The organism is uncultured Traorella sp. (assembly GCF_944327115.1).
Taxonomy (GTDB): domain Bacteria; phylum Bacillota_I; class Bacilli_A; order Erysipelotrichales; family Erysipelotrichaceae; genus Traorella.
In genome coordinates this window covers 1-20,570 of sequence record NZ_CALVGS010000073.1, presented here as the reverse complement: position 1 = coordinate 20,570, position 20,570 = coordinate 1, and the positions used below count along the sequence as shown (strand labels likewise).

The window sequence follows — 20,570 nt, the reverse complement described above, 5'->3', positions numbered from 1 at the left end:
TAGACTCTCAGATCATGAAGAATGATGTTCTTCAGATCAGGGAATTCACGGTAATAGAAACGGTTGGAAAGAGAAAAGACTTTCATGATGCCTCCTTGATAGAAAAAAGAGAATTCACACAGATATTGTATCATAATAGTAACTATAATGATACTATAATTTTAAATAAATAACACATAATATCAAAACATAAATTAAACTTAACTTTTTTTCATTCTCTTTCATTATCTTTCTGCCCATCAAAATTGAAATTTCCTAATATACAAAAAAAACGCACAGAGTGCGTTTTACTGGGCAATGACGTAATAATTTCTTTTGCCGCGCTTAATAACCGTCTTATTATCAAAAAGAGCGTTTTCTTTAGAAATGATCGCTTGAGGATCCTTGATCTTTTCTCCATTCACCTGAATCGAACCCTGTGAAATCCATTCTCTTGCCTCTCTTTTGCTGCTGGCGATATGAGCTTCCACTAAAACATCACACAAGGTCTGAGCATCGGTTACATCAGAAGATTCAAAAGTAGAAAGGGCATCCTTGATCTCATCCTCTTTCAGTTCCGTGATATTTCCTCTGAACAATACTTCGGTGATACGCAACGCCTTCTGAAGTTCCTCTTCACCATGAAGGTCACGGACAACTTCCGCTGCAAGAGCCTTCTGGGCTTCACGCTTGTGAGGTTCAGTCTTCATCTTTTCTTCCAAAGCTTCAATTTCTTCTTTAGATAGGAAGGTCAGAGTTTTCAGATAATCGATGACCTTGCTGTCTTCACTATTCACCAAAAACTGATACATTTCATAAGGAGATGTCTTTTCACGATCCAGCCAGATCGCCTTTCCCTCGCTTTTTCCAAATTTAGTACCGTCAGCTTTAGTAACCAGCGGCATCGTAAAGGCATAAGCTTCTTTACCAAGCTTCTTGCGAATCAATTCGATACCGGCTGTCATATTGCCCCACTGATCTTGTCCGGCCACCTGCATGATACAGTTTCTGCTTTCATAAAGGTGCAAAAAGTCAAGAGCCTGAATGATCATATAAGAAAATTCAGTATAAGTGATTCCCTCATCCAATCTTCTTGAAACGATATCTTTATTCAACATATAGTTGATATTAAAATGCTTCCCATAATCTCTTAAAAAATCAATGAAGTTGATATCCTTGCACCAATCAAAATTATTAACGACCTCAAATCCAAAAACCTCAGATGCCTGCTTGGTCAATTTTTCGATATTGTGTGCAACCTCTTCCTTAGATATCATGGCCCTTTCTGCAGTAGGCTTCGGATCTCCGATCAGCCCGGTAGCCCCTCCTACCAAAAGAATCGGATTATGTCCTGCTTTCTTCAATCTTTTCGAAATCAAAAAAGATGAATAATGACCGATATGCAAACTGTCACCGGTAGGATCGGTTCCGATATAAAAAGTAATTTTTTCATTGTTTAAAAGATCTCTGATCTTAGGCGAGCTGCAGTCCTTGATAAGTCCTCGCCATTCTAACTCTTCATACAAATTCATAATTTCCTCCCTGAAAATAAAAAAGCGTCATCCAAGGACGCTTTACGTGGTACCACCTTAGTTCACATCAAATGTGCACTCATATCGTTAACGCCGATATACGTCTTATTCTCATAAGCAGCTCCAAGGTGTATTTCTATAGTCACATTATGATTTTCACCAGCCATCATATCTCTGAAAAGTGATCCTATAGCTCTTGTCTCTTCAACGCTATTTTGTTGTTTTACGAGCAGTATAAATATAACTTAATTCGATTTCTTTGTCAATAACTTCATTTTCATCATGCAGCATCTTTGTCATGACACGCATCGCTACGGCACCCAGATCATAGTCAGGGATCTTGTAAGATGAAATCTGAGGACGTGCCATCGAGTTATACTTACTGTCATAAACACATATAATTTCCATATCATCCGGGACTGAAATACCATTTTCATTGGCTGTATTCAGCACGGCCATAGCCTGTGAATCACGATATGCCAGTACCATCTGATGAGTATGCGTCTTAAAATATTCCTTTAAATACAAATAAGAGGAACGATATTCCTTAGGAATCTCCACATACTGATCAAAAACAAGTCCTCTTTCTTCAAATGCCTTCTTGACACCGCGTAAAAGCTGACGAATATAAGAAGGATTTTTGCGGTCTTCTATGAGCGCAATATTTTCAATCCCCTTATCCAAATACTTCACTGTCGTTTCATAAGCCAAGTTCTCATAATCGATAAAGACAGATCCTATCATTTCATCCGAGATCCTGTTTCCGATCACGACGATAGGGATCTGATAGCTGTTAAGCGTTGCCAGCTCATTCCGATTCAGCTTATCATTGAAGATGATGACACCATCTGCCCTTGACTTAATAATGTTATCGATCACATCCTCCATCTGTGTGATACCTTCGCTCACCGAATGCAATACGATATTATATTTATAGATCTTAGCTACATCCAAAAGTCCGTTGATCACTTGTCCCGTCATAAAGATGCTTGTTCCCGGAACGACCAGTGCGATGGTCGTTGTCTTCGATAACGCCAGGCCCTGTGCAATCGCATTTGGCTTATATCCAAGCTTATTGATCGCTTCTTCAACCTTAAGACGTGTATCTTCACGCACGACATCACTGCCATTGATCACGCGCGAAACAGTAGCCAAGGAAACATTCGCTTCTTTCGCAACATCATAAATTGTAATTCTCTTCATCTTCATCACCTGCCCATCATTGTTCTTCTTTGTCATCCAAAATATTCTTCAGTCCTTCATAAGCGCTTGTCGCAACATTTAAGATACCCTTTTTCGTTGCTTTGATGCCCTTTTGCACCTTATCATCATGAATTACTTCAACTACTTTATCGCTCACTGTATCGATCGTCTTAGCGACCTTCTCATTTTCCAGAATATTGCCGACACCGCTTTCTACACCGGCATAGATCTTTTTTGAAAGCTCTACGACCGTTTCTTTACCGCTTGCCAGCTTTTCCTGCAATTGAGGATTGTTTTTGATATCATGGACGACCTGAGAAGTCTTATTTACCAGCTGATTCATTTCATTAATAAACGTATCTTTCATTTCCTGTGCTTTTTCAGAATTTTTATTTTCCGCATACCATGCCTTAAACCTTTCAAAAGCCTTGTTCATTTCTTCAATCACATTTTCGATTAATTTTTTGATCTTAGAATCATCATCGTCATCATCCAATGTGATGATCTTATATTTCAGTTCTTCCTGAATTTTTTCGATATCCTTATTGTTATTATTTTCCATGTTTTCTCCTTTATTCATCCTGTATAGGGACATTTGTTTTCGATGAAGCATCTGCTTCATCAGCACTCATATCAACATCACTTTCAAATTCCTTATTCTTCCCGTCCTTATGAATAAGATTCATCAGCCATTCCTTTAAAGCACTTATCGTTTGAAACAAGCTCAAGGAAATACTTTTCAAAGACTCCTTTGTCAATTCATGCACCTGATCGATACTTTTTGATATTTCACCCACTGTATGAAGCGGTACATCCAGCTTCCTTAGCTGCATATTTGCCTCATCAAGCGTTTTAGCGGCACTCTTTAAACAAATGATAAGATTCCTTACCATGATGATCAGATAGATCAGCAAAACAACTCCTAACATTGGCAAGATCTTTAAACAGATGTAGCTCAATGATTCAAAAAACTGTTCCAGTTGCATATGTTCACCTCATTATTATAAATATACCTTATTCTGTAAGCAATTTCAAGAGCAATGAAAACTTTTTACAAGATCTTTCCACTTATAAATATCTTTTGAACTCATAAATAAATAAACGACATTCTCTTCTCTGCTTAAGATACGGGCATTTTCTTCTGTTTCATCCATGACCCTGCAGTTTGGAATCAGCTTCGCCAAATCATAAATATCAATATCGATGCCCTCTTCTTTTTTAGCGTTTTCCGGGAAAGGACAAAGGATGACCTCATCTGCCTTCTGCAAGCTCTCTGCGAAATCATTCATAAAAGCATAGATGCGTGAATAACGATCCGGCTTAAATACAGCAACAAGCTTCTTGTCAGGAAACTTAATACGAGCCGCTTCAATCGTCAAGGCAATGGCAGTCGGATGATGAGCATAATCATCAATATAGATCTGAGTACCCTTGCTTTCGATCGCAAAGCGTCTTTTTGCACCTTTAAATGTTGACATTTGTCTTTGCACCACGTCTGCCGGAATGTTCTCGCAATATGCAAGTGCAATCACGGCCAGCGTATTCCAGCACAGATGAATACCTACATAAGGTAAATCAAAATGGCCATAAAGCTTACCATGGATCACGACATCAAATGTCATGCCGTTTTCATCCTCCTTGAAATCAACGGCCCTGACATCACACTTCTCATGCAATCCATAAGTAAGTACAGGACGCTGAAAATCCATGCTTTGAATATTTTGATCATCTCCAAATACGATCAATTGTTTTTTTACCTGTTTTCCGAAATCGATAAAGGCGCTTTTATAGTCATCCAGATCACGATAATAATCGATATGATCCAGATCAACGCTGGTAATGATGGCATAATCAGGATGATACGCCATAAAATGACGCTGATACTCACAAGATTCAAGTACAAAATAATGAGCATCCTTTTCCATATCACCTCTGCCGTCACCAATGAGAAAGCCGGTAGGCTTAACTGCCGACAGCAAATGAGCCAGCATGCTTGTCGTCGTTGTCTTGCCATGCGTGCCCGCAATAGAAATCGAAGTATATCGATCCACCAATTTTCCCAAATATTCATGATAATAATATACTTCGGCATTCTTTAATGATTTTGCCTTCTTTACTTCGACGTTCGATTCATCAAAAGCATTGCCGATGATGATCGTTTCACCTTCATTGATATTTCCTTCATCAAATGATGTAATTTTTATATTTCTTTCCTCCAAAGGCTTTTGCGTAAAAATATATTTATCAATATCGCTTCCCTTGACCTCTTCTCCCATATCATTCAGAATGCATGCCAGTGAAGCCATACCGCTTCCTTTGATTCCTATAAAATGTACCACATTGCTCCTTCTTTCTACTCATTGATCGACTTATTATCACCAAACAGTGAAAACTGTACGCAATCATCGCTCTCTTCTTCACCACTGATCAGCTCTTCCAAAGGAATATCATCCTTCCAGTCATCTTCCTCGATGACCGGCATATCCGCCTGCTTATTTTCCTTGATTTTCGCAATTGCTTCCTGTTCATGAACATTCAGCTCAGCCTGTCCGTAAATAGGTGAGATCACAGTTCCCAGACCGTCTTTTTTCTTTGTAACAGGGGAAGACGGCGCCAAGGCCTCGACCTTTTTTCCTTCACCCTCACCAAACATCGGAGAAATCACTGAATTGATCTCAATGTCACGCTCTTTCTTCTCGCTGACAGCTCTTTCAGGACGCTTTGTTTTTATTTCAGCTGCCTTTTCTTTTTTCGGCTCATCCTTAAGCTGTATATTAAATTCTGTTCGCAGCAAGACCTCATCATGATCCTCTTTCTCTTTTACAGCTAAAGTTTCACTCTTTTCAGGACTTCGCTGAACATTGCTTTGGACCATCGGCTTATTTGGAGCTTCAGAGAGAATATCTTCAAAATCATCCACTTTTGTGAAATCGATCTGTTCAAGCTTATCTTCTTCTACGACAACATCTTCTTCATCAAACAATAAATTTTTCAGCCACTCAAACATCCTTTAACCTCCTTAAGTCATCCATGATCCCTATTTTTCAAGCATCGAGCTTAAGAAATCATCGATTTGTTCTTTTGTCTTTCTCAATTTGCTGACAAATCGTCCAATTTCCTTTCCCTGTCTGTAAACAACAAAAGAAGGAATTCCCATGATCTCATGATCGATACAAAGATCGATATAGGCATCTCTGTCAACATATACAAATACATACTGGGAATATTTTTTTATCAATTCAGGAAGAAAAGGCTTGATATATACACAGTCCGGACACCAGTCGGCACTGAATACAAAAACATGGGTCTTATCTTCCTGGATCAATTCATAAAACTGTTCTTCACTTTCTAAAACATCCATCATTTCTTTCATAATGACTCCTTTACTTATTCACTTTGCCCTTCGATCAATTCTGAAAGAGAGCCGCTATCCGGAAGCTCCTTATTAAATTCATCCAGATCGCTCATGACAGAATCTGAAGAGCTTCGCAGAGAATACTGCGCAATCACCTCATCAGAATCATACTGCAGGGATTTCGCAATAATAAACATTGAATGCACCAGTGGCTGGATCTGTACTGCTCTTAAGACAGCTGTAAAATTTACATATTCCATATCTAAAAGCAACAGATAGCTTCCATCCTCAAGCTCTGTGATCTGACACTCATATTTATGGTAACGATGATCGCTGCCTTTAAAGGTACCGGTAACATCATAAAATAAATCTGAACTTTCATTTTCCACCGGCTCTTCCAATTCATAAGTGGTTGATGCCTGATAGTAATCATGGATCACTACTTCATTTGGATTAAAATTCATGATGAATCTTACGCCATCTTTCATGAAAAGTGAGCTTAAAGGGTTCGACTGCAAACGTCCGACATCTTTAGGAAGATAATATGAATAAAGAGGCTTATTCATTGTGGTATAAGATATTGGAGCCTGATCAGAAAGCTCATGAAATTCATTTGTAAGCTCGCTTTTTAAATCAGCTTCATTTACCTGACAACCGCATAGCAGCAGCGCCAGCCATAGACATGCCACTTTTTTCATATGTCACATCCTTTCTTATTTACGCCAGATTCCCCGATATATCGGATGATCCTGTTTCATAAATTTTAATTCATATTCGCTGATGGCATCTTCAGGATGATCTTCCTTACGAAAATCTAAATAAACTTCCTCTAAATGAAAACGACATTCCTGAAATTCAAGCAGCGAAAATTCAAAAAGCTGTGTATTATCTGTTTTCATGATTACTTTTCCATGATCACTAAGCAGATTGCGATATACTTCTAAAAAGGTACGATAAGTAAGTCTGCGCTTCGTATTTCTTTTTTTCGGCCACGGATCAGAAAAATTCAAATGAATGACATCCAGTTCTCCCTTTTCAAACCACTCATTTAAATCCTTGGCATCCTGACAGATAAATAAACGGTTTTTCTGAAAACTGCCCTCTGCTTTTTTTAACGCTAAAGCAGCAATGCTGGTATTTCTTTCAAGACCGATCCATCCTTCATTCGGATACTGTTCGCTCATCGCCAGCCAGTAATCCCCCTTCCCGGAACCAATCTCAAGATGCAATGTATCAACCTGAAGAATTTCTTTCCATCTGCCTTTATATTCATTCGGCTTTGCCACATAAGATGGCTGTGTAGGCAAATAATCCTTTGCCCATGGAAGATTTCTGACGCGCATATTATTTACCCAAAGTTTCTAATGCAGCAGCATAGATAGCAATGCTCGTCAGCATCTCTTCGATATTGATCGCTTCGTCGGCCTGATGCGGACCGCCAATAGTCAATGTTGTTTCTAGAGGACGTGGAAATTCCGGACCGAAAGCAACACAATTCGGTAATTTACGTGCATAAGTTCCGCCGCCCATTGTCATAGCAGGCGTAAAATCATCCTGTGAATACTCTCTGTAAACCTGCATCAGCTTTTGAATAAAATCGCTGTCAGGATTCAAAAACAAAGGCTTGCTGTCAGACAGACACTCTACGCTTCCATCAAGGCCCGCCTCTTTCAAAGCCTTTCTCATGCCTGAAGTCACTGTTTCACAGGTAGTATCATTTGGATAGCGTATATCTAAAATCATCGAAATTTCATCATCATCGATACGGATGATTCCCGTATTACAGCTTAAAGGTCCCATATAAGCACCCTCAATACCTATTTGTGTCTTATATCCGCGAACATCCATTAACATCTGTGCCAAACGCGTCAACTGATCATCCTGATACACGCAGCCTACAAAATTTAATAAATGCAAGCCCGCATTGACACCCATCCAAGGAGTAGAAGCATGCGCAGAAACACCATCAAGATGGATCTTCGTCATACCCTTTTCTTCTGAAAGAGAACCGCTTAGACCATTTGCTTTCAAATAAAAATCAAATTCCTTCCCATAATCGAAATCATTTACATAAGCATCCGCTTTTCCGATAACGACATTCATGCGTTCACCTGCTTGCATCGATTTAATAGGAGTATCATTTTTAAATTTTAATTCAAGGCTCATGATTCCCTTTTCACCGTAGATCACAGGAAAAGAAGCATCCGGAGTAAAGGAAAAAGAAGGCAGTTTTTCATGCTTGCAGTAATACTCCATACACTGCATGCCACTTTCTTCATCACAACCGCAGATCAGCTGGATTTTCTTATTTAATTTTATTCCATTATCTTTTAAGATCCTCATTGCTGTCAATCCGGCAATCAACGGTCCTTTATCATCCAATACCCCTCTGCCGAACATAAAGCCTGCTTCCTCTTCACAGCCCAGCGGATCGCGTGTCCATCCATCACCGATCGGAACGATATCCAAATGAGCAAGTATGCCAATCGAATCCTCTTGATCTCCATATTCGATCACACAGGCATATCCATCGATATCTCTTACATTGAAACCAGCTTTTTGACCGATTTCCATCATTTTATCTAAAGCAGCTCTGCAAGCCTTGCCAAAAGGTGCATTTGCTGATTTTGTAGAATCGTCACGCAAAGAAGGAATGCTGACGATCTGTTTTAAATCATCTTTAAACTGCTTTTCATATTTTTTTGCTTCTGATTTAAAATCCATATTAACACCTCGCTATTATTCTATCACATTTTCATTTATTTTCATAACTTTTTCAGCTTTCAATTTTGTTATTTTATGTGTTTTTTAAATAAAAAAGAAGCATTGATTTCAACACTTAGCTTTACCAATGCTTCTTTTAAACATTTATCCTTTATTTAAAGAATTTTTCTTCATCAAGACGACAAGGATCATGGCACTTAAAATCATCATCAGATCTAGCTTATAGGTACATGAAACTGATTCTTTAAGATTCTAATAAAGCATTACATTATCTTTAACTACTTCTTAATTACTTTATATCTTTACATATTCATGGAATTTCTTATCGATCAGTTCAAAATTATATAATCTATTATCCATCATAATATAATAAAAAGATGACAGTTCAATGAAATACTTCATAACTGTCATCTCTTTTTAAAACGATCCTTACATCTGATCCTCATTCATCGGATCTTTCATATAGACTTCTCTTGGCTTGCTGCCACGAGATGGCCCTACGATACCGTTTTCTTCCATCATATCGATCAAACGGGCAGCGCGCTGATAACCGATGCTGAATTTACGCTGCAGCAAAGAAGTGCTTGCCTTTTGTGAAGAAATGACGAATTGCTTGGCTTCATCATACAAAGGATCATTGGAATCCATGCCAACAGCAGAAGCTGTATCCTCTATCATCTGCAAACGTATAAAAGCATCATCAAACTTCGGACGTCCCTGTTTAGAAACAAATTCCGTGACACGATTCACTTCTTCATCACTGACATAAACGCCCTGTACACGTATTGGCGACTGTTCGCCGATCGGAATATAAAGCATATCTCCGCTTCCTAAAAGTTTTTCCGCACCCTGCTGATCCAAGATCGTTCTGGAATCCACGGCACTGGAAACAGCAAAGGCAATTCTTGAAGGAATATTCGATTTGATAAGTCCGGTAATAACATCCACGCTCGGACGCTGAGTCGCTACGACCAGATGGATGCCCGCAGCTCGCGCCAGCTGAGTAATACGCTGGATGCTTGCCTCCACTTCCTTAGCAGCTACCAGCATCAAATCAGCCAGCTCGTCGATGATGACGACGATCCAAGGAAGCTTGGTATGTCCTTCTTCAGGATATTGATCACATTTTTCATTATATCCCGCAATGTTACGAACCCCTGCTTTCGAGAATAAATCATAGCGGCGATCCATTTCCTCTACGATTACTTTTAAAGCAGTATTCGCCTCATCACCGTCATGAATGATGGGACCAATAAGGTGAGGAATATTCTGATAAGCTGTAAACTCTACCTTTTTCGGATCGATCAGCAATAATTTCACTTCATCCGGCCGTGCCCTCATGATCAGAGATATGATGATCGAATTGACACAGACTGATTTACCTGAACCGGTAGCACCGGCAATCAAAAGATGAGGCATCTTATTTAATTCACCATAGACCGGCTGACCTAAAAGATCCTTTCCAAGAGCAAATAAAAGCTTACTGTTTTCATATTTAGACGGAATGCTTCGTAAAAGCTCCCTTAAATTGACAATTGTCTTATCTACATTCGGAATTTCGATACCCACCGCACTTTTCGAAGGAATCGGCGCTTCGATACGAATATCCTTTGCCGCTAACGCCAATTTGATATCATTCTGCAAATTGCTGATCTTAGAAACTTTTACACCTAAATCCGGCTTTAATTCAAATTTTGTAACACTAGGTCCGATATGTGTATCCACCAGTGTCGCTTTCACCCCAAATTCATCCAAGATCTGTAAAAGCTTTTCACCGGCCTCCGCCGCCGCTTTCTTATTATTTGCGGAAACACTTCCCTTTCCGGCCAAATTTAATAAATTTAAACCTGGCAAACGATATTTAGAGTAATCTGTAAGAAATGAGCTTTCAATTTCAGGCTCCTTTTTTTCTTCCTTTATAGGATCTGCCTGAATATCGATCACGGACTTTTCCTGATGATCACCCTCTGAAACCTTATCAGCAACAAGATTTTCAAAATCAAAACGTCCCTGAGGCTTTTCATAATCGATGATATCCTCATAATCATCTTCAAAAAGCTGCTTTTCTCTCTTTTTCTTCTCTTTTCTACTATCGCTTTTTTCTTTCGTCTTTTGTACTTTTTCAAAAAAGAAACCAAAAACTATCTTCAAATAATCCCAGAACATGATGATACCGATAAGAAGGAACATGATAATCATGATCCTCGTACCAGTAAAATCAAACAAAGCACTGAATAAGGCATATAAGAAAGCGCCGAGAATACCTCCGTTACCGATTGATGCAATCAAGGTATCATTAAATATTTCTTTTACATTCGCCAGAAAAAGATGTATGACATCCATTCCGACGATGCTGTGATCATCCGGTGCCGCTACCAGCAGCAGCCATGCAGCGAAAAAGCAGATCAAACCGATCATGCTGCGCATCCTTATCTGTGACAGATTCTTTTTAAATAAGACCAGTATGGCAATAAGTATCACGAAAGCAAACACAACGTTTCCCAGCATACCGACCAGAAAATACATGACTCTGCCTAACGCAATTCCTGCAGGACCAATTTCAAGAATGCCAATAATTGACAAAGCTATCGCCAAAAACGCATAAATGACAGTTAAGATCTCATTATCCATTTTTTTATTTGTCGTTTTCTTGGCATTTTTCTGTTTCGTCATCCTTATCCCCCTCGACTACTGATTGATTTCGATAATGACAGGTAAAACCATCGGTCTTTTTCCGGTTTCCTTCAACAAATAACGTGTTACTTTTTCTTTCACATCCACACGTGTTTCAATATTCTCATATGTTTTATTGGCAACATTTTCATTGATGGTATCTTCAGTGATCTTCATGACCTCTTTTAAGATATATTCCGCATCCTTCAAATAGATCAAACCTCGCGTCTGTACATCAACGCCACCGATGATCTTCTTCGTTTTAAAATCTACGCTGACCCCTATCACCATGACACCCTCATTGGAAAGAATCTCACGATCTTTTAAGACAACTCCCGTAACATCCCAGTTTTCCTTGCCATCGATCAGAGTATCTTCCAGCTCGATACGATCAGCAACGCTCTTTAAGATCTTATTTTCAAAAGTTGCAAACTGACCATTGTCCAAAATTACGATCTGGTCAGGGCGATAGCCCATATTGAAAGCCAAATTGGCATTTTTGATCAGATGTCTGTATTCACCTTTTACCGGCAGATAGTAACGCGGCTTGAAAAGATACAGCATCATCTTCAGATCTTCACTGCTCGGATGCATCGAATAAATCTTCTTTGAATTTAATGAATAGATCTGTCCGCCTTCTTTATAGATCTCATTTTCCATGCTGTTTGCTTCTTCTTCTGTACCACTGACGACCGGTGAAGCGATCACGATCGTATCAGTCGCTCTAAAATGAACCCGCTCATCTTCATGCATCGCAATCTTCTGAAGCTTTCTGAATAGATTTTTTCCTCTTCCTGTAATCAAAATGATGATCTCATCATTCTCATCATCGAAATTACGATCATTCACGATCAGTTCATTTGGAAATTTATAGTAATTTAATTCAGCCATATGCTTGAGAAAATATTTTGCCTCTTCACCATGAAAATAAACCTTTTTCTTGAAACGAATCACAAGATCCAAGATCTCTCTCATCCTAAAAAGACTTTGTGAATAACAGCTGATCAGAATACGATGCTCGCTTGATTCAAAAAGCGGTTCCAGGGTTGAAGAAATACGGTGGAACGGTGCAGTATGTCCTTCTTTTTCAGCACCTACCGACTCATTGAGAAGACATAAGACACCGGCCTTTCCAATTTCACTTAATTCATTGATATCAAAACTATATTCAGGTGCCCGCATATCATAATCAACGATAAATTCTCCTGTATAGACGATATAACCCTGATCGGTCGCAATCGCAATACCAAAATTATCCGGATAAGCATGGGTCATCGCAAATGTACGGACCTTGATATTTCCCACCTTGATGCGGTCGGTCCTTTTCACCTTGTTGATCTTAAAATCACTGACGCCTTCTTTTTTCAATAAATCTCTTAAGACATTTGCACTTAAAGCTCCTGTATAGACAGGAACATTGACATGCTTCAAAAGATAAGGCAGGGCCCGTGATACATCATCGTGTCCGTGAGTTACGAAAACACCTTTAATTTTTTCTTTATTTTCGATGAGATACGTGAAATCGGGAATGATAAATTCAATGCCCAATTGATCTGATTCGGGAAACTTGATTCCTGCCTCAATCAAAATGATTTCTGAGTTGACTTCGACCATCAGCATATTTTTGCCATTTTCGTCGAGCCCGCCTAATGCACATATTCGTATTTGATCCATAGATCCTCCTTTAGATTATATTTATCATGTCTGTTTTAGCTATTATAACACGCGGTGAAAGAAAAAACAAAAAAAGTGAATCATTTCACTTTAATTGCTTCCCCATCTAATGACCATGACTTTGCCTGAGTGATCTTCACATTCACTAAATCACCGGCATGTATATCATCCCCTGTAAAATTAACAAGCTTATTGGTCTGTGAATAACCGCTGAACACAGATGGATTCTTTTTGCTGGGTCCATCCACCAAAACCTGTACCGTCTTACCGACATAGGCCTCATTTTTTTCTCGTGCCCAATGATTTGTATGTTCCATCAGCTCCTGAAGACGGCGCTGTTTGACTTCCTCACTGACATTATCCTCCATGGCGGCAGCAGGCGTACCTGCACGCGGTGAATAAATAAAGGTAAAAGCATTGTCAAACTGACATTCATCCACCAATTTTAATGTATCCTGAAACTGCTCTTCCGTTTCATTCGGAAAGCCGACGATGATATCTGTCGAAAAGGCAGCATCCTTGACTTTTGCTTTCAGCTTATAAAACAACGTCATATATTGCTCGCTCGTATAGCGTCTTCCCATGATCTTTAGGATCTCATCATTTCCTGATTGTACCGGCAGATGGATAAAAGGCATGATGTTCTCATATTTCGCAATCACATCGATCATCTCATCACTGAAATCCCATGGATGTGAGGTCGTAAAGCGAATGCGATCAATGCCCGTTTTTGCCACTTCTTCCAAAAGATATGCAAAGCCGCCTTCAATCTGAAGATCCTTTCCATAAGAATTTACGTTTTGACCGAGCAAAGTAACTTCTTTATAGCCTTCTTCGATCAAAACATGAATCTCTTCAAGGATGTCTTCGACCTGTCGGCTTCGCTCCTTACCACGGGTATAAGGTACGATACAATATGTACAGAACTTATCACAGCCATACATGATATTGACCCAAGCCTTATGCGTACCAAAACGCTTGACCGGCAAATTCTCGATAACTTCCCCTTCTGTTGAGAAAACCTCGATCGTTCTTTCCTTCGACATCATTGCCTGATACAGCAAGGTCGGCAAGTGATGAATATTATGTGTACCAAAAACAAGGTCTACATGTGGATATTTTTCAATAATTGTTTTGACGACTTCTTCTTCCTGTGCCATGCAGCCGCAAAGACCAAAAAGAAGATCCGGATTTGTTTTACGGAGCCGCTTTAAAGAAGCCAGTTCACCTAATACCTTATCTTCCGCATTCTGGCGGATAGCACAGGTATTCAAGAGGATCAGATCGGCATCCTCAACATTTTTTACCGGAGTAAAATGCATGGCTTCCAAAATACCGGCAATCGTTTCCCCGTCACGTTCATTGGCCTGGCAGCCATATGTACGCAGATAATAATTTCTTCCCACTCCCAGCTGGGCAACTTCATAAGGTATATTAAAGAGTGATTTTTCAATCACTGCTTGTTTTTTCGTTCGTTGTTTTGCTTCCTTTAAATTCGGTATAGTCCAGTTTTCGTTAATTTTCATAATTTCCTCTTTCCAAGAAAAAACCAAGCGTTTGCTTGGTTTATTGTGTAATTGCTTCTACAGGGCAAGTCGCAACGCATGCACCGCAGTCAATACAAGTTGATTCATCGCAAGTTGACTTATTATCGTCATCCATTGACAATGCTCCAACCGGGCAAACTCCACAACAAGCACCACAACCGATGCAAGTATCTTTATTAATTGTTACTGGCATGAAGATAACCTCCTTTTATTACTTAGACATTATAGCACAAATATAATTTTCACTTCAATAGAATATCGGAAAAAACTGAATTTTTGAAAACAATTATTAAAAAAAGAGCATTACTGCTCTTTAATCTGGATTCTTTTGATTGACCTGGCCTGATTCGTATCATCATCGATCTCAACGATGCATCCGCAAAAAATACCTTTGCCTTCCGCCATCGTAAAGCGGGTATGCTCCTTATTTTTGAAACGTCGCAGCACTTCCTCCACATCACGTCCGATAACCGAACGGTAAGGACCGCACATGCCCAGATCCGTAATCGCGGCACAATGATCATCGACGATTCGCTCATCTGCAGTCTGTACATGAGTATGTGTACCTACGATAGCACTGCATCGCTGAGCAAATTCATAAGTAAAGGCAATTTTTTCACTCGTTGCCTCCGCATGCAGATCAACGATGTGAATATCAGCTTCCGTTTCATGAAGGATCTTTTCCATGGCATCAAAGGGCGATTCTGTACAATTGACCATGAATACCTCGCCGATCAGATTGCTCACTGCTACTTTTTTATGATTGACATCAATCACGACAGTACCTTTTCCAAATTCCAACGGAAGCATATTGGCCGGCCGTACCATTTTGTCCAATTCATCAATGACTTCCTCTAAATTCTTCTTAGAAAACGTATGATTCCCCATCGTAATGACATCAACGCCGCTGTTCAGCAGCTGGGCATAAATTTTTTTCGTAATGCCTTTGCCGTGCGCTGAATTTTCACCATTGCAGATAACCAGATCGATCTTTTCTTCTTCTCTGATACGTAAGACATGATCGGCTACCATCTTTCTGCCGACTGCTCCTACGACATCACCTACAAATAAGATCTTCATTATTTTGCCAGTTCACTCGTTCTTAGCTCACGAATGACCGTAACTTTGATCTGTCCCGGATAGGTCAGCTCATTTTCAATTCTTTCACGGATGCCGCGAGCAATCTTAGCACAGCTGAGATCATCCACTTTATCCGGATGAACGATCACACGTAACTCTCTGCCGGCCTGAATCGCATAGCTTGTATCAACGCCTTCAAATGATTTAGTAATCTTTTCAAGTTCTTCAAGACGGTTGATATAATTCTGCATTGCTTCATAACGAGCTCCCGGACGGGCTGCACTCAATGTATCTGCCGCCTGTACCAATACCGCAATAATGCTCTTTGGTTCAACCTCGCCGTGATGTGACTGAATCGCATTCAGCACGACCTCATTTTCACCGTGCTTCTTACAGAATTTATATCCAAGCTCCACATGGCTTCCTTCAGTTTCGGTATCCAGTGCTTTTCCGATATCATGCAGAAGACCTGCACGCTTGGCAAGCGTCTGGTTCAAACCAAGCTCTGCTGCCATGCTGCCTGCAAGCTTAGCCACTTCCATGGAATGCTGAAGCGCATTTTGTCCATAGGAATAACGATATTTCAAACGTCCGACCAAATGAACAAGATCACGGTTCATCTTACCAAGACCCAGCTTAAAGATCGTATCTTCACCGACCTTCTGGATATTGTTTTCAATTTCATTGCGTACCTTGTTGACAACTTCTTCAATACGTCCCGGCTGAATACGTCCATCACGAATCAGCGTTTCCAAAGCTATACGGGCAATTTCACGACGTACCGGATCAAAGCAAGAAATCGTGATCGTTTCCGGTGTATCATCAATGATCAGATCGACACCGGTCGCCTGTTCGATCGATTTGATATTTCTTCCTTCACGTCCGATGATCCTTCCCTTCATTTCCTCGCTTGGTAAGGCAACAACGCTTACCGTACGATCCACGGCCTCATCCTGAGCCATTTTCTGAATAGAAAGCGCCACGATATTACGTGCCTTCTCATCTGCAATGCTCTTTGCTTCTTCTTCCTTTTCCTTTATGTAAGCGACAACTTCGTTTTCCATACGCTTTTCAACAATCTCAAAAAGCTCCTTCTTGGCCTCCGTTGTACTCATTGCTGCAACTCTTTCAAGTTCGACGATCTGTATATCGATCTTCTCCTGCAGCCTTTTTTCCATCTCATCAAGTTCAGACATTGTTTTAGTTAATTGATTATTTTTAAGATCGATTTGCTGTTCTTTTTGCGTTAATGCATCATCACGAAAATTTAGATTATCTTCGCGTCTTAACAGTTTATTTTCCATATCTGTAATTTCCTGTTTACGCTCCTTAATCTCTTTTTCCGCAGCAATCTTCAATTCATGAGTCTGAGTCTTACCATCCAAAAGTGCCTGCTTCACAGTGTTTTCTGCTTTTACAGTAGCTTCCTGCAGTAATTTTTCAGCTTTAATTCTATCTTTATTTAACCCAGCCTTTGAAATCAGGATCATTAATATGATTCCTCCGGCTAAACCTGCCAAAACCGACAAGAGGACTGATAATAAACCATCCATATCTTAACTCCTCCTATCAAAATATTTTTTGAAAGTGTTTACTTTCTTATATATTTTACACAAAATTTCACAAATAAACAAGGATATTTCATATATTTTGATTTTTAAAAAAAGAAAGAATAGCTCTTTAAGCTATTCAAACCTTTTGCCGATCAAGTTTTTTCCATGGCCGTTATAGAAATCTCTGGCACTCATTTTTGCTTTTCCTTCGGGCTGTAATTGCGTGACAAGCAATATCAGATCACCTAATGAAACCTGTAAATGAGTACCGTCAAAGCCGATGATCTCACCAAAAGCTGCCGCACTTTCCTCATGAAGCAGCCTTACCTCATGAAATTTTATTTTTTTATTTTCCAGATAGGCATAACCAACAGGTGATGGTATCAGACCGCGGATATGGTCGTAGACGCTCCTGCCGCCTTTTGAAAAATCAATTTTTTCTTCTTCCTTTGTAATGTTCCATGCGAAAGATACCTGACTTTCATCCTGCGGAACAAAGACGGCCTTATTATCCAAAATATCATCAAGCACCTCCAGAAGAGCTTCTTCACCGCACTTCATCAGCTTATCATGCAGGCTTCCCATCGTATCCTCTTCAGTGATAGCAACCTTTTTCACGCAGCAGACATCCCCGGCATCCATTTTTTTGACCATTTCCATGATTGAAACGCCGCTTTCCTTTTCACCGTTGATGATAGCCTTATGAATCGGTGCACCGCCACGATATTTCGGAAGCAGGGATGCATGGACATTGATGCATCTTATCTTCGCCAGATGAAGGATATCTTCCGGTATCATCTGTCCGTAAGCACAGGTAATGATACAGTCAAGATCCAATTGTCGAAGCTGTTCGTAAATATCTTTGATATGGACAGGCTGAAAAACGCTCAGATTGTAAGATGCCGCAAGACTTTTCACCGGAGTCGGTGTTAAGACCTGCTTACGGCCGACCTTTTTATCCGGCTGGGAAACCACACCAACGACATTATAATGATTTTCTATCAGACATTTTAGAATACCACACGCAAATTCAGGTGTCCCCATAAATAAAATTCGTTTCATAAAATCACCTCGAATGCATTATAACCGATTTTCGTTGATTATTCTATAATAGCTTTAAAAATCGAAGCTACCAGCTCGACTCCGACACCTACGATCTCTTTGATCGTATCTGAGCTGTTCTTTGCCAATTCAGAGGCTTTATTCAAATGAACCTCACTGACTGCATCCCCTCTGTTTTCACTGACATACTGTCCATCTTTATCCAAGCTGTTTTCAAAATCAATGATTTCCTGCTCGATGGAGTAAGAATCATCCTGCTCCATAAAAGAGCTTCCGATAGCAACCAGCAATATTACTAAAAGCAGATCTACGAAGAATCGTTTCATGTTCACCTCATCATTTCATCTATTGATATTGCCAGAATGTCTAAGGAATGCATCACCTCTTCATAATAGCTTTCCTCGCTTCCGATTTCTATCAACAGCATATTTTCACTGATATCCTGATTATAATATGCTTCTCTGACCAGAATATCTTTCATGATACCACTCTCAAGCTGATTGGTTTTGTCTAACAGTGTCAGTGCCCTGTTTTGGATTGCCGAAAAGTGGGGACTGAGTCCTCCTAAGACGATCATCATCTTCGCATAGCTTTTCCCTGAAGCTTCGATATAAGAGGATTCTCTAGGAACGGAATCACGATGAAAATCAATGATCAGATCAAATCCCTGATGCTCGATCAGGGCATCTGTGATCGCATTTCTTGAGATTTGATAAGACTGATTATAATTCAATCCCAAAGCATTTAATTCCTCTGTAAAATTACGATCCTCCACTACGACCTTATATCCTGCCTGCTCAAGCAGCTTGCCTAAATACTTGCTGCCATCCATTACGCTGCTTCGATCCTTATAGGCTTCTTGCTGATGCGTGGAATAGATGTAGATGGATTTCTGCGTTCCGTTTGAAGGCTCTGGCACCTCTACGACATCATCAGGCTCAACATCGATCTCCCGATAGGGAATATCTTCTTTTTTGACCATATCCATGACATTAAAGGCTTCGATGTCGATCGGAGCGATGCTTTTCTGCTGATTAAAAAGCTGCATGCTGATATCAAGCTCCCTGACGGTTGCCTTGATTCCCTGCATCAGCGGCGAGATAAAAATAAAAAGTGCCAGCAGCCCCAGCTTCGCTAAAATCTTGATGGACGTTTTCATATTTCATAGCTTATGCTCATCACTCAAGGATTATAACTCCTCATATGCCGGATGAATGAAACAGTTGATGCCATGTGAAAGGATCGCAACGATCTGGCGGCATTCCATATCCATATCTCGTGGTGTGATGATACAGTCATTGTTTTCATATTCTTCCTTTACATTCATTTCATTTAAGATTGAACGGATCGTTGTTACCGTTGCAATTCCAATTGAAATGACAGGTACCTTTAACGTTTCCTCATTGATCGCAAGACGGTGATTGCCTACACCGCTGCCGGGAATAATACCGATATTTGAAATCTGGATAGCCCGGTTGATACGCGAAAAGCTGCTTGTTGCCAAGGCATCAATGACGATCACGCATTGCGGTTCATAAAAATCAGCGATTCCTTTTACGATCCGTGCCGATTCAAGTCCTGTCTGTCCCATGACCTTAGGAGCAATGACCGCACAGTTGTTCAAGCCGGGATGCACTTCTTTTTCAAGCTCGAACAAATGAGCTGAAACAAGGATCTGGGCGGCTGTCTTAGGACCGATCGCATCAGAGATCATATCCTCATTTCCTAGTCCCACTACAAGTATTTTCTGAAGCAGGACATCTTGACAAAGCTTATCCAGAACATCTACTAATATCGAACTGATTTGATTTCTGAGCGAAGCATCTGCCATCGATTCAAAAGAAATCGTTACATAGTCACCTGTCTGATATTTTTTATCATTTTCTAAGACCTTGATCCATTTTACGGTAACGGCATGTGGAAAGCTTTCGGTTTTTTGTGAGAATATCTTTTCCTCTTCTGATTCAAACCATTCATCTGCGAAATCACTGCGTTTCATGTTCATATTTCTCCTTTTTCCCGTATAGTATGGCTTTTTTCATTTGTTTCTTGCATTTCATTTTTGATTTTGTTATAATCTACTAGCAATAATCAATTAGGAGGTGTCAAGAGTGCCAAACATTAAATCACAGAAAAAACGTGTATTAACTAACAACAAAAGACATGAAAGCAATGTTGCTCAGAGAAG

Annotated in this window: 20 protein-coding genes and 1 other annotated feature; all 20 genes read right to left on the bottom strand. The window is 39.9% G+C overall.

The window, feature by feature from the left end:
- Positions 1 to 287 precede the first annotated feature (287 nt).
- The 20 genes from tyrS to gpr all read right to left on the bottom strand — a co-directional run bounded on the left by tyrS (position 288) and on the right by gpr (position 20,381).
- Entirely contained in the window at positions 288 to 1,511 is a 1,224-nt protein-coding gene (gene tyrS, locus Q0K35_RS06920; protein ID WP_294561933.1) for a tyrosine--tRNA ligase, read from the bottom strand.
- 30 nt (positions 1,512 to 1,541) lie between these two features.
- Positions 1,542 to 1,728, bottom strand: a binding site (T-box leader).
- A complete protein-coding gene (locus tag Q0K35_RS06915; protein WP_294561932.1) occupies positions 1,722 to 2,714 on the bottom strand; it encodes a LacI family DNA-binding transcriptional regulator in 993 nt (330 codons plus the stop codon). It overlaps the preceding feature by 7 nt.
- A 16-nt stretch (positions 2,715 to 2,730) precedes the next feature.
- The gene (locus Q0K35_RS06910) at positions 2,731 to 3,276 is read right to left on the bottom strand and encodes a hypothetical protein (RefSeq protein WP_294561931.1); all 546 of its coding nucleotides are present in this window, start codon (positions 3,274 to 3,276) and stop codon (positions 2,731 to 2,733) included.
- Positions 3,277 to 3,286: 10 nt separating this feature from the next.
- Positions 3,287 to 3,700, bottom strand: coding sequence for a hypothetical protein (locus Q0K35_RS06905; RefSeq protein ID WP_294561930.1), 414 nt, complete (start codon positions 3,698 to 3,700; stop codon positions 3,287 to 3,289).
- Positions 3,701 to 3,745: 45 nt separating this feature from the next.
- A complete protein-coding gene (gene murC, locus Q0K35_RS06900) occupies positions 3,746 to 5,053 on the bottom strand; it encodes a UDP-N-acetylmuramate--L-alanine ligase (protein WP_294561929.1) in 1,308 nt (435 codons plus the stop codon).
- Positions 5,054 to 5,067: 14 nt separating this feature from the next.
- The gene (locus tag Q0K35_RS06895) at positions 5,068 to 5,721 is read right to left on the bottom strand and encodes a hypothetical protein (RefSeq protein ID WP_294561928.1); all 654 of its coding nucleotides are present in this window, start codon (positions 5,719 to 5,721) and stop codon (positions 5,068 to 5,070) included.
- Between the two features lie 30 nt (positions 5,722 to 5,751).
- Positions 5,752 to 6,087: a thioredoxin family protein gene (locus Q0K35_RS06890; RefSeq protein WP_294561927.1), complete on the bottom strand. Its 336-nt coding sequence runs from the start codon at positions 6,085 to 6,087 to the stop codon at positions 5,752 to 5,754.
- A 14-nt stretch (positions 6,088 to 6,101) separates the two neighbouring features.
- Positions 6,102 to 6,767 (bottom strand): hypothetical protein, encoded by a 666-nt coding sequence (locus Q0K35_RS06885; RefSeq protein ID WP_294561926.1) that lies wholly within the window; start codon positions 6,765 to 6,767, stop codon positions 6,102 to 6,104.
- 15 nt (positions 6,768 to 6,782) lie between these two features.
- A complete protein-coding gene (trmB, locus tag Q0K35_RS06880; protein ID WP_294561925.1) occupies positions 6,783 to 7,412 on the bottom strand; it encodes a tRNA (guanosine(46)-N7)-methyltransferase TrmB in 630 nt (209 codons plus the stop codon).
- A 1-nt stretch (position 7,413) separates the two neighbouring features.
- Complete coding sequence (pepV, locus tag Q0K35_RS06875) at positions 7,414 to 8,793, bottom strand: dipeptidase PepV (RefSeq protein ID WP_294561924.1); 1,380 nt, start codon at positions 8,791 to 8,793, stop codon at positions 7,414 to 7,416.
- 429 nt (positions 8,794 to 9,222) lie between these two features.
- Positions 9,223 to 11,466, bottom strand: coding sequence for a DNA translocase FtsK (locus Q0K35_RS06870; RefSeq protein ID WP_294561923.1), 2,244 nt, complete (start codon positions 11,464 to 11,466; stop codon positions 9,223 to 9,225).
- Positions 11,467 to 11,481: 15 nt separating this feature from the next.
- Positions 11,482 to 13,140: a ribonuclease J gene (locus Q0K35_RS06865; protein ID WP_294561922.1), complete on the bottom strand. Its 1,659-nt coding sequence runs from the start codon at positions 13,138 to 13,140 to the stop codon at positions 11,482 to 11,484.
- 80 nt (positions 13,141 to 13,220) lie between these two features.
- Positions 13,221 to 14,666, bottom strand: a complete 1,446-nt coding sequence (gene miaB / locus Q0K35_RS06860) for a tRNA (N6-isopentenyl adenosine(37)-C2)-methylthiotransferase MiaB (protein WP_294561921.1) — start codon at positions 14,664 to 14,666, stop codon at positions 13,221 to 13,223.
- 40 nt (positions 14,667 to 14,706) lie between these two features.
- Positions 14,707 to 14,880 (bottom strand): 4Fe-4S binding protein, encoded by a 174-nt coding sequence (locus Q0K35_RS06855; RefSeq protein ID WP_294561920.1) that lies wholly within the window; start codon positions 14,878 to 14,880, stop codon positions 14,707 to 14,709.
- A gap of 110 nt (positions 14,881 to 14,990) precedes the next feature.
- The gene (locus Q0K35_RS06850; protein ID WP_294561919.1) at positions 14,991 to 15,767 is read right to left on the bottom strand and encodes a TIGR00282 family metallophosphoesterase; all 777 of its coding nucleotides are present in this window, start codon (positions 15,765 to 15,767) and stop codon (positions 14,991 to 14,993) included.
- Positions 15,767 to 17,320 carry a ribonuclease Y gene (rny, locus tag Q0K35_RS06845; protein WP_294561918.1) on the bottom strand — a complete coding sequence of 518 codons (1,554 nt, stop codon included), beginning with the start codon at positions 17,318 to 17,320 and terminating at the stop codon, positions 15,767 to 15,769. Before rny ends, Q0K35_RS06850 begins: the two co-directional genes overlap by 1 nt.
- A gap of 132 nt (positions 17,321 to 17,452) precedes the next feature.
- The gene (fmt, locus tag Q0K35_RS06840; RefSeq protein ID WP_294561917.1) at positions 17,453 to 18,382 is read right to left on the bottom strand and encodes a methionyl-tRNA formyltransferase; all 930 of its coding nucleotides are present in this window, start codon (positions 18,380 to 18,382) and stop codon (positions 17,453 to 17,455) included.
- Positions 18,383 to 18,420: 38 nt separating this feature from the next.
- Positions 18,421 to 18,708: a hypothetical protein gene (locus Q0K35_RS06835; protein WP_294561916.1), complete on the bottom strand. Its 288-nt coding sequence runs from the start codon at positions 18,706 to 18,708 to the stop codon at positions 18,421 to 18,423.
- Between the two features lie 2 nt (positions 18,709 to 18,710).
- Positions 18,711 to 19,541, bottom strand: coding sequence for a stage II sporulation protein P (locus Q0K35_RS06830; protein ID WP_294561915.1), 831 nt, complete (start codon positions 19,539 to 19,541; stop codon positions 18,711 to 18,713).
- 30 nt (positions 19,542 to 19,571) lie between these two features.
- Positions 19,572 to 20,381 (bottom strand): GPR endopeptidase, encoded by an 810-nt coding sequence (gene gpr, locus Q0K35_RS06825; RefSeq protein ID WP_294561914.1) that lies wholly within the window; start codon positions 20,379 to 20,381, stop codon positions 19,572 to 19,574.
- Positions 20,382 to 20,570: the final 189 nt, after the last annotated feature.

Excerpts from the sequence above, each read along its gene's own strand:
- Q0K35_RS06910 (WP_294561931.1), bottom strand. The coding sequence starts at position 3,276 with ATGGAAAATAATAACAATAAGGATATCGAAAAAATTCAGGAAGAACTG.
- rny (WP_294561918.1), bottom strand. The coding sequence starts at position 17,320 with ATGGATGGTTTATTATCAGTCCTCTTGTCGGTTTTGGCAGGTTTAGCC.
- Q0K35_RS06915 (WP_294561932.1), bottom strand. The coding sequence starts at position 2,714 with ATGAAGAGAATTACAATTTATGATGTTGCGAAAGAAGCGAATGTTTCC.
- Q0K35_RS06850 (WP_294561919.1), bottom strand. The coding sequence starts at position 15,767 with ATGAAGATCTTATTTGTAGGTGATGTCGTAGGAGCAGTCGGCAGAAAG.
- Q0K35_RS06885 (WP_294561926.1), bottom strand. The coding sequence starts at position 6,767 with ATGAAAAAAGTGGCATGTCTATGGCTGGCGCTGCTGCTATGCGGTTGT.
- Q0K35_RS06905 (WP_294561930.1), bottom strand. The coding sequence starts at position 3,700 with ATGCAACTGGAACAGTTTTTTGAATCATTGAGCTACATCTGTTTAAAG.
- pepV (WP_294561924.1), bottom strand. The coding sequence starts at position 8,793 with ATGGATTTTAAATCAGAAGCAAAAAAATATGAAAAGCAGTTTAAAGAT.
- gpr (WP_294561914.1), bottom strand. The coding sequence starts at position 20,381 with ATGAAACGCAGTGATTTCGCAGATGAATGGTTTGAATCAGAAGAGGAA.
- miaB (WP_294561921.1), bottom strand. The coding sequence starts at position 14,666 with ATGAAAATTAACGAAAACTGGACTATACCGAATTTAAAGGAAGCAAAA.
- Q0K35_RS06865 (WP_294561922.1), bottom strand. The coding sequence starts at position 13,140 with ATGGATCAAATACGAATATGTGCATTAGGCGGGCTCGACGAAAATGGC.
- Q0K35_RS06830 (WP_294561915.1), bottom strand. The coding sequence starts at position 19,541 with ATGAAAACGTCCATCAAGATTTTAGCGAAGCTGGGGCTGCTGGCACTT.
- Q0K35_RS06890 (WP_294561927.1), bottom strand. The coding sequence starts at position 6,087 with ATGAAAGAAATGATGGATGTTTTAGAAAGTGAAGAACAGTTTTATGAA.
- tyrS (WP_294561933.1), bottom strand. The coding sequence starts at position 1,511 with ATGAATTTGTATGAAGAGTTAGAATGGCGAGGACTTATCAAGGACTGC.
- Q0K35_RS06895 (WP_294561928.1), bottom strand. The coding sequence starts at position 5,721 with ATGTTTGAGTGGCTGAAAAATTTATTGTTTGATGAAGAAGATGTTGTC.
- Q0K35_RS06870 (WP_294561923.1), bottom strand. The coding sequence starts at position 11,466 with ATGACGAAACAGAAAAATGCCAAGAAAACGACAAATAAAAAAATGGAT.
- fmt (WP_294561917.1), bottom strand. The coding sequence starts at position 18,382 with ATGAAACGAATTTTATTTATGGGGACACCTGAATTTGCGTGTGGTATT.
- Q0K35_RS06855 (WP_294561920.1), bottom strand. The coding sequence starts at position 14,880 with ATGCCAGTAACAATTAATAAAGATACTTGCATCGGTTGTGGTGCTTGT.
- trmB (WP_294561925.1), bottom strand. The coding sequence starts at position 7,412 with ATGCGCGTCAGAAATCTTCCATGGGCAAAGGATTATTTGCCTACACAG.
- Q0K35_RS06835 (WP_294561916.1), bottom strand. The coding sequence starts at position 18,708 with ATGAAACGATTCTTCGTAGATCTGCTTTTAGTAATATTGCTGGTTGCT.